This is a genomic window from Desulforegula conservatrix Mb1Pa, from assembly GCF_000426225.1.
In the GTDB taxonomy this organism is placed as follows: domain Bacteria; phylum Desulfobacterota; class Desulfobacteria; order Desulfobacterales; family Desulforegulaceae; genus Desulforegula; species Desulforegula conservatrix.
Genome location: NZ_AUEY01000027.1, coordinates 18,209 through 31,562, shown reverse-complemented (window position 1 = coordinate 31,562; position 13,354 = coordinate 18,209). Strand labels below are relative to the sequence as shown.

The window sequence follows — 13,354 nt, the reverse complement described above, 5'->3', positions numbered from 1 at the left end:
GGTAATTATCCCATTCAGCATTCAAAATAACAACTATGTTACCACTTGAATGAGAATCGGGATTCGGAATAAGGAGGCAACATGAACGTAATAGGAAATAATATCTCAGCTTTATCTGCCTTTGGAACCCAGATGAGCGTCACCTCCAACAATATTGCCAATGTCAATACGGACGGCTTCAAAAGAAGCAGGACAGTACTTGAGGAAGGCCAGAACAGCTCGGTAACTCCAAGGGTTGAAAAAATCAACACCCCTGGGCCACTAGTCCAGGAAAGCAGTGAAACAGGAGAAATGCGGGAGCTTTCCAATGTTGACCTTGCCCAGGAAATTACCAGCACAATTCCGACACAGCGAGGCTATGAAGCCAATCTTAAAATGGTGCAGACAAAAGATGAAATGCTTGGCAAAGTAATAGACATGAAAGCTTAAGGTCTACTAAAAAAGCGCCCGATTGGGCGCTTATTTACCGGCTTTGCCAGTACCACCGCCTGATTCCGGCCGGGTCTGTCTTGTAACAGAACGATAATCCCTGTATTTTACTGTACCGCCCCCCTTTATATTTCCTCCCTGCCTGTTTGTGGAGTATTTCCAGGATTCTGAATTTTTCTTTGCGTCTTCCATAATCTGATATCCAGGGTATTTACTTCTGTTAACTGGAGGAACCCAGTCTGGATTTGTAAGTATTGGGCCATCTGACTGGGCATAAAGATTCTGAGTAAAATCCCTTTGACCATTATAACAAATTACAGGGCGTTTTAAAAAATGTGTAAAAACCGAAGAGTTCAAGCCTTCCTCAGGTGTAAAGCCCTGAGCATGCAAACATATTATTGAAAGCGCAGCCGTAACAATATAAACAGAATTCGATTTAGTATTCTTTATCAGATTCATATATTTCCACCTTCAATCAATATGTTCTCAATCCCTGTAAAAACATGCAATCAGATTTGACAGTGAGGTTAAAAACATTTAGTAGCATTTATATTGTGTAATCTTTTAAGCGGCAAATAACAAACGCCGCCCGGAAAAGAAATATAATTAATTCCGAAGATTATAATAACATTAGGGCGCCTCTAAAAATTAGAATTTTTGATGTGTTAGCCCAAGGGAATCAGCAGCGTCGCACGGAGAACCGGAGTTTATGCTTTATAAATGAGGATTCGAGTACGACGCTGACGCAGCCTGACTAAACTTTGGCAAAAAGGCAATTTTTAGAGATGCACATTATTCAAGGAGCCATCCATGCCTGTAATACGTATTGAAACAAGTATAAGACTTGATGATGATAATAAAAAGATTTTTGCTGAAAAAATATCTTCATTTGCTTCTGAAATCCTTGGAAAACCCGAGGCTGTTATGATGATAACCATTCTTGACGGACTCGTAATCTGCTTTGCTGCGACTCATGAGCCATCCGCCTATCTGGAGCTTAAAAGCGTCGGACTTAAGCCAGGAGACTGCGGAGAGCTGTCTGCAAAGCTGTGCGATTTCATTCACAAGGAATTGGGAATAAATCCGGCAAGGACTTATATTGAGTACAAGAATCTTGATCCGGCAATGTTTGGATGGAACAACAAGGCATTAGCATAAAAAAATGAAATCTGACTTTTTCAAAATACCTGTAAAATCTTTCCATGACTTCAATTTCTACAAAGAAGTAATATTTGAATGGAAAGGCACAAATCTTCTTTATATTCTTGTTCTTGTTGCGGTCTGCTGGCTTCCAATAGCTTTCAGACTTCATTTCACTTTTAATGATTTTGCAGAGAAATACGCCCCTGAACTGATAGGACAAATCCCTGAAATCAGCTTCAATGAAGGATTAGCCAAAAGTAGTAATGAACTGCCTGTATATGTAAAAAATAGTGATACAGGTGAAATAATCGGACTAATAGATACTAAAAACAAGGCAGGAACCATTGGGAACCAGCAAAATTTTTCTTTCATACTGAATAGTGACTCAATAACAATACAGAACAAATACGGCTCTTATCAGACATGGCAAATCAGTCAACTTGGAATTGATGGCTTAACCCTCAACCAGACAGTTCTGGAAGACTGGATATCATTTTCAAAAAAGTATTTTGTGCCTTTTCTTTTCCCATTCGCTGTTTTTCTGACATTCGCGTTCAGAATGCTCCAGATATTCATTTACAGCGCAATGATTCTTCTGCTTTCAGGACTTTCAAAAACGGGGCTTAAATTTGAAAATGCATTCAGACTTGCCACAGTCGCCATTACTCCAGGGCTGATTTTCAAAGCCGTGCTTGAAGCATTGGGCCTGTCCTTCCAGTTTGATGAGGCAGTAATGAGCATTGTAACACTTGCTCTTTCAGCTGCCGCAATCAAAAGCATCAAAAACAGTTTACCGGAGGCCGAGTCCTGAGGGTTAATGCAAATGACTCTCCAGAATCGACATCGATTTCGGAGAGTTTATATAAAGAATTAAATTCTCTTAATAAATCGGAGATACAATATGAAGCTATCAAAAAGAATCATCACCATGTCCCTGCTGCTCTTTGTAATTCCGGCATGCGCGACAGTTCCATTCTCGGGAAGAAGCCAGCTTGACCTCATACCTCAGCAGACCATGCTTGCAACAAGCTTCAGTCAGTACGACGAATTTTTGAAACAGAACAAGATAAGCTCAGACAAGCAAAAAACTGAACAGGTCAGAAATGTTGGCAGAAGAATCCAGGCAGCTGTCGAGGATTATTTCAGGGAAAAGAACATGACCAGCGTTATTTCAGGCTATTCATGGGAATTCAACCTTGTTGAAAATGATGAAATCAATGCCTGGTGCATGCCTGGCGGAAAAGTTGTGGTCTATTCCGGAATTCTTCCAATAACCAAAAACGATGGCGGACTGGCTGTTGTAATGGGTCACGAAATAGCCCATGCAGTGGCAAAACACGGCAATGAGCGCATGAGCCAGGCGCTGATGGCCCAACTTGGTGGAGTTGCGCTGAATGTCGCCATGCAAGATAAACCGGCTGAAACAAGAATGCTTTGGACAGCTGCATATGGTGCAGGAACCCAGGTTGGCGTACTCCTTCCTTTCAGCAGGCTTCATGAAAGCGAAGCTGACCAGCTCGGACTCATTTTTATGGCCATGGCTGGTTATGATCCTGAAACAGCCGTGGATTTCTGGTCAAGAATGGCAAGCAAACAGGGAGGAAAAACTATGCCTGAATTCTTAAGCACTCATCCTTCGGATGACACGAGAATATCAAAAATTAAAGCAATGCTTCCAGAGGCGAAAAAATACTACAAAAAGCGCAATTAACAAAAAAAAGGCAATGGATCATAATCATATATTGCCTTCATTCCGGCGGAGCCTGCCCCGGTGAAAGCCGGGGGCCGGAATCCAAAAGAATCTGATAATACAAAATGCTGGATCAAGTCAGGCATGGCGCTAATGACCTTTTTTGATTTTTTGCGAGACCATCACTACTGTTTTTTATCAAAAACCCATAATCATGTTTGACTGCCCTGGAACATTGGGATAATTTGACATGCGAGCGTAATTCATAATAGATGTTCAATAAACCCAAAGGAGGCGGCATGTCGCAGAAATCTACTTATTACTGGTTTATAAATGTTGTTAACATGATTTTATTTGTATTGCTTGCTGTAACGGGAGTTATTAACTGGCTTCTGCCACCTGGACATGGAGGAGAGAGCTTTTTGATTTCCATCAAACATTTCATGCGCGACATTCATGAATGGGCAGGCTTTATCTTTATTGTTTTTGGAATAATACACGTTGTTGTACACTGGACTTATATTAAAAATAATCTGGCAAAATACGGCATATTTAAAAATTAGGCTCAGTTCACTTTAAATGTATAAGTTTATATTCTCAGATAACAATATTTAATGCTTTCGCAAAAAGTCAAAATAAGGCGTCAGCGTCATGCCGGACTTGATCCGGCATCTTTGTATTTTCAATTACTTCTGGATTCCGGCCCCCGGCTTTCACCGGGGCAGGCTCCGCCGGAATGACTGAAATTGGATTTTTTGAGACCTTGTCAATATTTTATTTTAACTAAGAACAGCCCATCTTTTTTATTTTCAACACTGGCGAGGTCGCAAAAAGGCATATTCCCATAATTCCGGTTAAGGCCTGTCCCAGCAAACCGGGCCCCCGGATTCTGTCAGCTATTATTTTAGACCAAGGGACATAATGATTAAATTTATTTTTATATGCATCGTTCTAATAATGCCGCTTTCAGGATGTGCATTAAAAAACGGCGCAGAAGTTCAGGACAAGATTTACGAATGCGACGAAGAAGCCGATAACTGCCTCATGTCAGGAGATATTGAAAAAGGAGTCAGGCTTCATGAAGAATATGTTAAAACACACCCTAAAAATGCAACCGCATTTTATCATCTTGGCTATGCACTTGGGCTAATGGGAGCCAAAGAGGCCGAAATCTTTTATTATGAAAAATCAGCTGCACTTGGCTACAAAAAAAACGGAGATCTTTACTTCAACCTTGGTATGGCATACTCTGAAACCGAAAATTATGAAAAAGCAGAAAAAGCGTTCCTGAAATCCATAAGCATACAGCCAGGAAGATTAGAAGCCAGGCTGAATCTTGCGAGACTGTATATTGAATACTTCAAAACACCTGATAAGGCAGAGGAACAGCTTATTATTATTCTTGGAATAGACCCGGAAAATCAGGGTGCGCATGAATTGATGAGAAACCTTGCAGCGCCTGAATAGACTTCATTGGCTTTCAGTTTTGACAAAGCCTCAAAAGTATGATTCCCGTAGTTCCGGCGGAGCCTGCCCCGGTGAAAACCGGTGGCTGGAAACCAGAAGTATATGAGAATACTGGATGCCGGATCAAGTCCGGCATGACGCCGATGCCTTTTTTGGACTTTTTGCGAGTCCGTCATTATTGAAAATAATTCCTGATCGTTATGCGACCGACGGCTTACCATATGTTTCAAACTTTTTAATTACCCTGTCCATCTCATCATCATCAAGAATAAAAGGTCTGCCAATGGCGAGGGACTGATGATAAATCCTGGCTGTATATTCTACCTCAAGCGCGACATTGTAAGCATAGGCAAGGTCCTTGCCTATGGCAACGAGTCCATGATTTGCTAAAAGCACGGCATTTCTGTCCGATATATGCTCGCCGACTGAAGCAGCGAGTCCATCGGAACCAAAAGTAGCATATGGAGCAACAGAAACTTTTTTACCGGCAAAGCCGACAAGATAATGTACCGCAGGGATTTCCATCCTGAGGCAGGCAAATGTGGTGGCAAATGGCGAGTGGGTATGCACAACGGCCGAAACATCTGGCCTTGCCCTGTAAGAGGCAATATGGAATCCAAGTTCACTTGATGGTTTAAGCCCCGGCCTTATGGCCCTGCCATCTCCATCAAGAAGTACAACGTCATCAGTATCCATTTCCATGTAACCAAGACCGCTCGGAGTTATTGCGATGATATTGACATCCCTCATATAAACGCTCAGATTCCCGCCCGAACCGGCTGTGAGACCGTCTTCAAGCATTTTTCTTCCGAACGTGACTATTTCTGCCATTATCTTTTCAAGCTCAGTGCTGATTATCATCTTTCCATCCCTGATTGCCTAATCTTTATTTTAGTGTTATTGATTGAAGGTTTTTTGCAGCTTAGATCTAAAAACATAAATTTTTACAGGGCTTTTTTCAAAAACTCCAAGCCCTCACAAAGAAATCATGATCTATTTGCTGAAATCACTTTTTACTTTAACAATATATACATGGCAACTTAAAGAATGACCTCACCCAAAATGCTTCTTGGATCTTCCGGTCTCAAGGCAAAAAAACAGCTGGGACAAAATTTTCTCTCAGATCCTTCAACTTCAAAAATGATTGTGGAAAGGTCTGGCATAACTGATCAGGACACTGTTTTTGAAATAGGCCCCGGGCTTGGAAGCCTGACAATCCAGATTGCCAGGTGCGCATCAAAAGTTGTGGCCATTGAAAAAGACACGACAATTATTCCAGTTCTTAAAACCGAACTCGAAGCAGCTTCAATATCGAACGTGGAAATAATAAATACAAGTATTCTTGATTTTGAACTTCCTGAGCTTGAAAACGGTCATGATACTAAAGACCAAAGATTTATCATGATGGGTAACCTGCCTTATAATATCTCGTCACAGATTCTTGCGGTTCTTGTGGAAAACAGAAAAAAATTCAAGAAAGCCGTTTTCATGCTCCAGAAAGAACTTGTCCAGAGAATCACTTCTCCGCCAGGATCAAGAAATTATGGAAGGATATCGGTACTGGTTCAATATTGCGGAGACATAAAGGTTCTTGCAGAAATCAAGAAGCATCTATTTTTCCCTGCTCCTGATGTGGATTCTTCTGTTATCGAGATAACAATACCTGAAGAACCTCAATACATGCCTTTAAATGAAAAGTGCTTTTTTGACACAGTAAGATCTGCCTTCGGACAAAGAAGAAAGACTCTCAAAAACTCACTTGCAGGTGGTTTTGTGGGTCTTGACCACGGCCAGGCTGAAAAAGTGCTTATCAAATCAGGAATAGACCCTGTAAGGCGGGCAGAAACACTTGCTGTGGCAGATTTTGTAAGACTGTCCGATGAAGTACACAGACTTTCTGAAAAACAGATTTGACAAAGTCGCAAAAAGTCCAATTCTCGTCGTTCCGGCGCAGGCCCCGCCGGAATGAAAAAGATCCGAGTTTGCCAGAGTTGAAACCATTATTCAGGAACTCCTAAATGATACATAATAAAGCCCTGCTCAAGTCATTCATCGTCTTCATGACTGTTTTCATCTGCCTAATGCTCACAAAAGCATACAATCACATCATCCCCGATCACAATACTGACATTTATATATTCAGGATCATGGTTCCTGAGTGGTTAATCAAATCGATACCGGCTTTTTTCTCTCTGCCAATTTCGTTTCTCTCTGGCCTCTTGTCATACATAATGCTGGAAAAAACAGACAGACTTGCAGACGCTAATAAAAAAATGTCCGAAATAAACCGTCTTCTTGAGATGGAAATAAACCAGAAAAACAAGGTACAGAAAGACCTCGAGGACAGCGAGAAAAGATTCAGGGAAATGGCCGACCTTCTTCCCTCCGTCATCTGCGAGGCAGATCTCAACCTAAAGGTCACATATGCAAATGAGTTAGGACTTAAAATGTTCGAAATTTCAAGGGAGGAGTTTGAACAAGGATTTAATGGGCTTGCACTTATTCACCCCGAAGAGCTCGAATTAACAAGCGAGAGAATTGCAAGAGTTCTGCAAGGAGAATCTATAGACACGATTGATACAAGGATGTGCACAAGAAATGGCCGAGTCATGAACGTTATAAGAAATACCAATGCCATTAAAAAAGACGGAAAAGTTTGTGGTCTCAGAATGTGCATAACCGATGTTTCAGAACAGAAAGCCATGCAGAGGGAGCTTATGCACACAAGCAGGATGAAATCAGTGGCTATTCTTGCTGGTGGTATTGCCCACAAATTCAACAATCTCCTGAACATCATAACCGGACATCTTGAACTTATGCAGCTCGAAAACGAGGAAAATACCTCTGTTTTAAAAAGCATTCCTCCTGCATTTGATGCAGCAAAACAAATGGTAAAGCTTACTGATCTGCTTCTTAATTACTCCAAGGGAGGTCAGCTGAATCTTGACTCAATAGACATGAATTCGCTTATTGAAAAAATGCTCCTCAGATTCAGAAACCAACTGTCAGATACCATCAGTATTTTTTTCGAAAACACCTCTCCTGCAATTTTTGCTGAAGCAGACAGAATGCAGATTGAGACAGTAATTCAAAGCGTTATACAGAATTCCATAGAGGCGATTAATAAAAACGGGAAAATTAATATCAGGATAGAAGAAATAATATCGCCTTCTGATATAGGGCTAAAACATCCTGAAGCAGATCCTGATAAAAAATTCATAGCAGTAAAAATTGAAGATAATGGGCAGGGCATGGAGCAAAAAACCCTGGACAATCTATTTGATCCTTTCTTTTCCACCAAATTCCCGGGCCGGGGGCTTGGCATGGCAGCAGCCTACGGCATTATCACGGCCCATGGCGGCTGGATAGACGCATTTTCTCATCCATCCAAAGGAACATGCATCAGCGTATACATCCCTTCAGCAGACAAATCAGACCGGAAATATTAGAACCCCGAATATAGCTGGAACATATACGATATAAGACACAATACTATTTTTTGATTTGTATAATGGGTTTCTATCATATATATATATTCGCCTTGAAGCACCTATAATCACCATGAAATGGAGTAAAATATGAGATTCACTTTTTTTAAAAAAATTAATTTTCTTATAGTTTTTTTTGTTCTTAGCACCTCACTAAACGCATTTGCAGCTGAGCCAGATACTAAACAGCTCATGATTGAAGCCGGGAAATATACCCAGGAAGGAAATTTTCAGAAGGCCAGGGAAACCTATGAAAAAGCGGTAAAGATTGACCCCAGAATCAAACCTCTGATGCACCAGAATATTGGTATTGGATATGCCACAAAAGGAAGATACCAGGAAGCAATCAATGAGTTCAATACCGCAGTGACCTTGAACCCCAAAGATATCATGGCAAGATACAATCTTGCCCAAGCTTATCAATTAACAGGCAACAACGAGGCTGCAATAAAAGAGTATAAAAAAATAATAGAAATAAATCCTAAGCTTGACTGGGCACATTTTAATATGGGGTCTATTCTAAGCACTACAGGCAAAAAAGATGAAGCCATTGATGCCATGACAGCAGCGGTTAAAATAAACCCAAGCTTAGGGCCAACAGCATATTTTGAAATTGGTAAAATATACGCTGAACTTGGTGTTATTGAAGCCTCCAAGCAGTCATTTGAAAAAGTCGTATCACTTAACCCCAAAAATACCGCAGCATATAATGAATTAGGGCTTATTGCCATGGGGATGAACGACGAAAAAACGGCAGTTGAAATGTTCAATAAAGCCAATGAAATTGATCCGCTGTTTGCAGAATCCTATGCAAATTTAGGTGCGCTTCATATGGCAAAAAAGGAACCTGAGAAAGCTATTCCTCTGTTTGCCAAAGCTCTTGAGTGCAAGCCTACCCTTGATAATGTAGTAATAAACCTTGCAACAGCATACAGAGATACAAAAAACTATAAAACAGCTCTTGAATACGCAAAAAAAGCTCAGACAATGGGTAACAAGAACGCGGCTACTCTCATAGAAAGCATTGAAGCCAGGTTAAGAGGTGAAGAATAGATGCCAGACTTCAAATTTAAAAACAAAAAGTTTCTTTTATTATTAGGCTGTCTTCTGTTGTTAGTAATTATTTCGACTTCTTTGTTTCTTTTAATGAAAAAACCTGATGATTCAGCTCTTAAAACCGCCCTTGAACTACAGGTAAATAAGCTATGGCAGGCTAGAATCAATCATGATATGAAAACCATTTATATGATGGTTGATGAAGAGTACAAAAAAACGATCACTGAGCAAATGTTTCTAAGGAAAAAAGAATATCAGATTTCGGGCGGATTCAAGGTAACCAGCATAGATATTGCGCCTGACAGTAAATCTGCAAAAGTATTGGTGAAATATGACGCAATGCAGATGGGCTACAAATTTGAGCCCGAAATACTTGAGCACTGGCTTTTTGAAAGTGGCGAATGGCATGTGAGCTTTACCAAAAGAAAGAATCCTTTCACAATGACTCAGGAGCCAGACGTAAATAATAAAAAATAATAAGCGCTGGCTTCTTTTTGTAAAAAAAACGAAGTTTTAACTATAAAAAAGTCGGATTAAGGCAATTTGCCTTGATCCGACTTTTTTTATCAAAATTCTTTGCTATACTTGCTATAAAAAATGATAGTTTTTAGTCCAAAGGCACTGTCTGACCTTCTTTACCCTTCATCTTTTTAACAAATTCCTCAGGTTTAAGATCAAGCACTTTTTTCAAGGCTTCGGCCTCTTTGACTTTATCCTCTGTCTTGCGGGATTCTTCTTCTATCTTGATACTCTCAAGGTCAAAATTCTTTACAATCTGTGCTATTTTAGGCTCCTCAGGCAGGTCCATAGATAAAGTAACGTCATTATACGCAAGAGAAACCGGGACATTCTTATCATTAAACCTGACCTTAATAACTCCGAGATGTTCTCCTGACGCGCTGTTCTGGACAAAATACGTTTCTTTGATTTTGACAGCGTCCGGTGAAAGAAATCTGCCATGTCCGCCTATAGCCAGAGAAAGTCCTGGTACGTCATTTAGCTGTAGAAAATTTCTTGCCGCCTCATTAGACATATGAGTAAGAGCAATGGTGAAATCAGCGCCTTCTTTTTTCATCTCTGCCACTGATGAGGTTAGAGCTTTATGAATATCCTGGTCAATAATCAGATTATTTTTATCTGAAACGTCCCCTTTAAAAAAAACTTCGGGAGTAACACCGGTTATACCTACTTTAAGCCCACTGAGGCTCTTGACAATGATAGTTTTTAGCAACTTACGGTCTGTTTCCTTTTTAAACTTAACATTTGCAGAAACCATGGGCATATGGAATTCAGTTGCTGTTTCAGTAAAAAAAGAAAGTCCCATATTTACTTCTTCATCCGCAAGATTGACTGCGTCATATTTCATTAGATCCATTGATCTTGCAATCGTTTTTGCTCTTAATTCAGACGGTTTTTTCGACTTAGTAAACATATCGCCGCAATCAAGAAGAACAACATTCTGGTTTTCCTTACGCAAACTATCTATATAGGCGGCCCGCCGGGCCAGTCCTCCTTTTTTGGGACTTCAGCCGCATGGTTCGACATAACCAGCTGTGTCTCCTGTAAAAACAACAACAAGCTCTTTTTCAGCCGCTTGCGGCGCGTTTACCGAAAGAAAAGTCAGAATGATAAATGAAAAAAAAGAGGTTATATTAAACAATTTCATTCAAGCACGCCTCCTGCGATCCTGGTTACCGTGTTATTGGCAATACCAAATAAGCCGTAAATATTTTTATCAGATATAATTTTTATATATTTTACAGCCTCCTGATTTGTACCAAAAATTTCAGAGACTGTAAGAATCTTTTTACCGTGCCCGGGAACACTACAGAACGAATTCAGTGACCCTATATTCTCACCGTTTGAGCCGAATCCATATATCTGAACATTTGATTCTGAATCATTCATATTGCATAAAGTGATGCCAGTCCACCAGTCATTATCTGACGCACTATGTGGCAAGATCAATTCTGTCCTGCTTGCGCTCTCGTCAAGTAGCGGGTAAGAGATATAATCATAAGGCGTATCATATGTAAAATATCCGGCGATGTTTCCATCTGCCCTTATCGAAATTATTGACGAAGAAAAGATATCATCACTTGCTGAAAATAAACTTCTTATATCAATGTTTTTTTTCTCGTACGGTGCAAGTTGCACAGTTGTCGTCTCAGTGGTTCCACCATTAATAATTGATACATCAGTGTTTACAGGAACAGATAATACGTTGATCAGTGTGACCTTGGTTTTCCAGAAACCATCCGATACAGCGTGGGGAATTACAAAATTATTTCCGGGCTTGACGAGTTGCAGCATTTCAGCCTTCACGCCGCCGCTATCCATCCACTGGATATAGCCTGATACCGGAGCATCTGCTTCAATCAATGCCCAACCACCCTCAACTGATGTGCTGTATGGCATATTTACGCCTTCAGCATAGTTTTTCATTTCTTTAGGAGAAAGAGACAAATTTGAAGTTGAATTTAAAGATCCGGTACTTTTAAATAGCTTAATACTTATCCCTGATGAGCCAGATCCGGGATTGTACAATCCCCAGTTAATATTCTTTATGGGAGTAAAGCCTAATCGCGTGTCAGGAAGGACAAGAATTCCGGATGAAGATGAATCCTGAAATGAGAGAAAATTCCTGTTGGCATTGCCGGCCATATAAGCTACATCAAGCTTTGCCGGTGAAGCAACTTTGAGTCCGGTAAAATCCTGTCTGTCTACATTTCGTTGGGTGAAGTCAGACATGAGAACAGTCTTTTTTTCTCCCGGATTAAGTGAGAATGGCCCAAGATAAGTCTGAAGAGGGTCACCATTATCCTTATAACCGGTCACAATGACATCATCTACTGTATCAGTTCCACTATTTACTATCGCGACGCCTCCCCAGTATGTTCCCTTATGTATATGAGGATTGGCAAATTCGAAAGCTTTGAATTTATCAAATTTCAGTTCATATAAACCGAAGCTTGAATAATCATTTTGCCTAAGAGTGACAACATAGGGTGCTCCATCAGAATTAAGAGTAATATTTTTTACTTCACCGCTCAGACTATCACTCCCAATAATAGAACCTTGAACGCTCTTTATTTCATAAGTGATGTCCAGGGAGCCTTCTTCTTTTTTTAATGAAATTTTTGCAGATTCACCATCTTTCAGATTAACCACATACTGATCTTCATTGAGAAGAAGAAGCTTGTACGTGCCGGGTGTCATCTCGACGGGGAAATCAGACTCAAGCTCATCGTCTACCTTTGAGGCAATTGATTTCACCTTGTCGTAATTCAATGAAGGGAGTGTTGATTGGGGAGACAAAGGCATTACAAGCAAATCAGGATGGTTTAAAACACTGTTTCCTGTCCACTCTCCCCCGGTTATTTCATCTCCTGACATAAATAGGGTATATTCATAATAGGAGGTTCTCTCATCTGTTCCTGTGTAGTCAGGAGAAACAAGGTCATTGGCGTACCAGATAGTACATTGGACATTTACGCCGCCAGAAGTCGGAGTGATCTGCATTTTATATTTATAGATAGGATAATTCCAGACTTCATAACTGTGATCAAGATCGGCAACAATAGCTTTGCCTTGATCCCTGATATTTGAAAGAAGCCAGAAATGCAGGATATCAGGTGTTTCACAACCCTGCCTTATGCCCATTATCCAGTCATTGTCATGGCTCATGGAAATGAGACCTTTTTTATCACCGGTTCTGAATAATATATTATCTACGACACATGGGCTAAAATCGAGGTTTTCTGTGGCTGCTGCAGCTGCATAGGCATGGCACAGTCCTGACCACGATGATGCATTAGGGTCGTAATGCTGTGCCGTATATTCTGTTATTGTCGGGCCATTATAAGTGGCATTATAGAGCATTTCATATTTCTGTAAAGGCGCTGGCTGGCCTTTGTAATCAATGCCGGTCGCAAGTCCGCCATATATATATGGCCACCAGTACCCTGACCATGACTGCCATGCTGAGGCAGTTTCAGTATATGCGCTTGCAGATACCGGAAAAAACAGTAAAATGAATAATACAAATTTTGCTGCTGATTTTTTTATTAAACTCATTTTC

General features: G+C 40.4%; 15 protein-coding genes. 10 read left to right on the top strand and 5 right to left on the bottom strand.

Annotated features, from left to right (window positions below; genetic code table 11):
* Positions 1-81 precede the first annotated feature (81 nt).
* Positions 82-429, top strand: coding sequence for a flagellar basal body rod protein FlgC (locus tag K245_RS0111245; RefSeq protein WP_027359368.1), 348 nt, complete (start codon positions 82-84; stop codon positions 427-429).
* Positions 430-459: 30 nt separating this feature from the next.
* Here K245_RS0111245 and K245_RS0111240 read toward each other — a convergent pair whose 3' ends face one another.
* Positions 460-888 (bottom strand): hypothetical protein, encoded by a 429-nt coding sequence (locus tag K245_RS0111240; protein WP_027359367.1) that lies wholly within the window; start codon positions 886-888, stop codon positions 460-462.
* A gap of 351 nt (positions 889-1,239) precedes the next feature.
* On the opposite strand from K245_RS0111240, the gene K245_RS0111235 reads away from it, so the two are divergent.
* The 5 genes from K245_RS0111235 (at position 1,240) to K245_RS0111210 (ending at position 4,729) form a co-directional block, all read left to right on the top strand.
* Complete coding sequence (locus K245_RS0111235; RefSeq protein WP_027359366.1) at positions 1,240-1,587, top strand: phenylpyruvate tautomerase MIF-related protein; 348 nt, start codon at positions 1,240-1,242, stop codon at positions 1,585-1,587.
* 4 nt (positions 1,588-1,591) lie between these two features.
* Complete coding sequence (locus tag K245_RS0111230; RefSeq protein ID WP_027359365.1) at positions 1,592-2,383, top strand: DUF1189 family protein; 792 nt, start codon at positions 1,592-1,594, stop codon at positions 2,381-2,383.
* Between the two features lie 90 nt (positions 2,384-2,473).
* Positions 2,474-3,283 (top strand): M48 family metallopeptidase, encoded by an 810-nt coding sequence (locus K245_RS0111225; protein WP_027359364.1) that lies wholly within the window; start codon positions 2,474-2,476, stop codon positions 3,281-3,283.
* Between the two features lie 278 nt (positions 3,284-3,561).
* Positions 3,562-3,825, top strand: a complete 264-nt coding sequence (locus K245_RS0111215; RefSeq protein WP_027359363.1) for a DUF4405 domain-containing protein — start codon at positions 3,562-3,564, stop codon at positions 3,823-3,825.
* Between the two features lie 358 nt (positions 3,826-4,183).
* Positions 4,184-4,729 carry a tetratricopeptide repeat protein gene (locus K245_RS0111210; RefSeq protein ID WP_027359362.1) on the top strand — a complete coding sequence of 182 codons (546 nt, stop codon included), beginning with the start codon at positions 4,184-4,186 and terminating at the stop codon, positions 4,727-4,729.
* 198 nt (positions 4,730-4,927) lie between these two features.
* Here K245_RS0111210 and K245_RS0111205 read toward each other — a convergent pair whose 3' ends face one another.
* Positions 4,928-5,590: an L-fuculose-phosphate aldolase gene (locus K245_RS0111205; protein ID WP_027359361.1), complete on the bottom strand. Its 663-nt coding sequence runs from the start codon at positions 5,588-5,590 to the stop codon at positions 4,928-4,930.
* 186 nt (positions 5,591-5,776) lie between these two features.
* Between K245_RS0111205 and rsmA the strand changes: the two genes are divergently transcribed.
* The 4 genes from rsmA (at position 5,777) to K245_RS0111185 (ending at position 9,750) form a co-directional block, all read left to right on the top strand.
* Complete coding sequence (gene rsmA / locus K245_RS0111200; protein ID WP_027359360.1) at positions 5,777-6,643, top strand: 16S rRNA (adenine(1518)-N(6)/adenine(1519)-N(6))-dimethyltransferase RsmA; 867 nt, start codon at positions 5,777-5,779, stop codon at positions 6,641-6,643.
* Between the two features lie 104 nt (positions 6,644-6,747).
* A complete protein-coding gene (locus K245_RS0111195; RefSeq protein WP_027359359.1) occupies positions 6,748-8,178 on the top strand; it encodes a two-component system sensor histidine kinase NtrB in 1,431 nt (476 codons plus the stop codon).
* Positions 8,179-8,307: 129 nt separating this feature from the next.
* Positions 8,308-9,270 carry a tetratricopeptide repeat protein gene (locus tag K245_RS0111190; RefSeq protein WP_027359358.1) on the top strand — a complete coding sequence of 321 codons (963 nt, stop codon included), beginning with the start codon at positions 8,308-8,310 and terminating at the stop codon, positions 9,268-9,270.
* Between the two features lie 93 nt (positions 9,271-9,363).
* On the top strand, positions 9,364-9,750 hold the full coding sequence (locus tag K245_RS0111185; protein WP_156906775.1) for a hypothetical protein: 387 nt from the start codon (positions 9,364-9,366) through the stop codon (positions 9,748-9,750).
* A gap of 130 nt (positions 9,751-9,880) precedes the next feature.
* On the opposite strand, the gene K245_RS0111180 is transcribed toward K245_RS0111185, so the two are convergent.
* Genes K245_RS0111180 through K245_RS0111170 form a run of 3 tightly spaced genes read right to left on the bottom strand, consistent with a single transcriptional unit; the run spans position 9,881 to position 13,350 of the window.
* Complete coding sequence (locus K245_RS0111180; protein WP_027359356.1) at positions 9,881-10,750, bottom strand: bifunctional UDP-sugar hydrolase/5'-nucleotidase; 870 nt, start codon at positions 10,748-10,750, stop codon at positions 9,881-9,883.
* A gap of 48 nt (positions 10,751-10,798) precedes the next feature.
* Positions 10,799-10,939 carry a hypothetical protein gene (locus K245_RS27730; protein WP_156906774.1) on the bottom strand — a complete coding sequence of 47 codons (141 nt, stop codon included), beginning with the start codon at positions 10,937-10,939 and terminating at the stop codon, positions 10,799-10,801.
* Positions 10,936-13,350 carry a hypothetical protein gene (locus tag K245_RS0111170; protein WP_156906773.1) on the bottom strand — a complete coding sequence of 805 codons (2,415 nt, stop codon included), beginning with the start codon at positions 13,348-13,350 and terminating at the stop codon, positions 10,936-10,938. Before K245_RS0111170 ends, K245_RS27730 begins: the two co-directional genes overlap by 4 nt.
* Between the last annotated feature and the right edge of the window lie 4 nt (positions 13,351-13,354).

What these genes read in the sequence shown, in the direction of transcription:
- K245_RS0111245 (WP_027359368.1), top strand. Translation starts at nt 82, where the DNA reads ATGAACGTAATAGGAAATAATATCTCAGCTTTATCTGCCTTTGGAACC.
- K245_RS0111240 (WP_027359367.1), bottom strand. Translation starts at nt 888, where the DNA reads ATGAATCTGATAAAGAATACTAAATCGAATTCTGTTTATATTGTTACG.
- K245_RS0111235 (WP_027359366.1), top strand. Translation starts at nt 1,240, where the DNA reads ATGCCTGTAATACGTATTGAAACAAGTATAAGACTTGATGATGATAAT.
- K245_RS0111230 (WP_027359365.1), top strand. Translation starts at nt 1,592, where the DNA reads ATGAAATCTGACTTTTTCAAAATACCTGTAAAATCTTTCCATGACTTC.
- K245_RS0111225 (WP_027359364.1), top strand. Translation starts at nt 2,474, where the DNA reads ATGAAGCTATCAAAAAGAATCATCACCATGTCCCTGCTGCTCTTTGTA.
- K245_RS0111215 (WP_027359363.1), top strand. Translation starts at nt 3,562, where the DNA reads ATGTCGCAGAAATCTACTTATTACTGGTTTATAAATGTTGTTAACATG.
- K245_RS0111210 (WP_027359362.1), top strand. Translation starts at nt 4,184, where the DNA reads ATGATTAAATTTATTTTTATATGCATCGTTCTAATAATGCCGCTTTCA.
- K245_RS0111205 (WP_027359361.1), bottom strand. Translation starts at nt 5,590, where the DNA reads ATGATAATCAGCACTGAGCTTGAAAAGATAATGGCAGAAATAGTCACG.
- rsmA (WP_027359360.1), top strand. Translation starts at nt 5,777, where the DNA reads ATGACCTCACCCAAAATGCTTCTTGGATCTTCCGGTCTCAAGGCAAAA.
- K245_RS0111195 (WP_027359359.1), top strand. Translation starts at nt 6,748, where the DNA reads ATGATACATAATAAAGCCCTGCTCAAGTCATTCATCGTCTTCATGACT.
- K245_RS0111190 (WP_027359358.1), top strand. Translation starts at nt 8,308, where the DNA reads ATGAGATTCACTTTTTTTAAAAAAATTAATTTTCTTATAGTTTTTTTT.
- K245_RS0111185 (WP_156906775.1), top strand. Translation starts at nt 9,364, where the DNA reads ATGAAAAAACCTGATGATTCAGCTCTTAAAACCGCCCTTGAACTACAG.
- K245_RS27730 (WP_156906774.1), bottom strand. Translation starts at nt 10,939, where the DNA reads ATGAAATTGTTTAATATAACCTCTTTTTTTTCATTTATCATTCTGACT.
- K245_RS0111170 (WP_156906773.1), bottom strand. Translation starts at nt 13,350, where the DNA reads ATGAGTTTAATAAAAAAATCAGCAGCAAAATTTGTATTATTCATTTTA.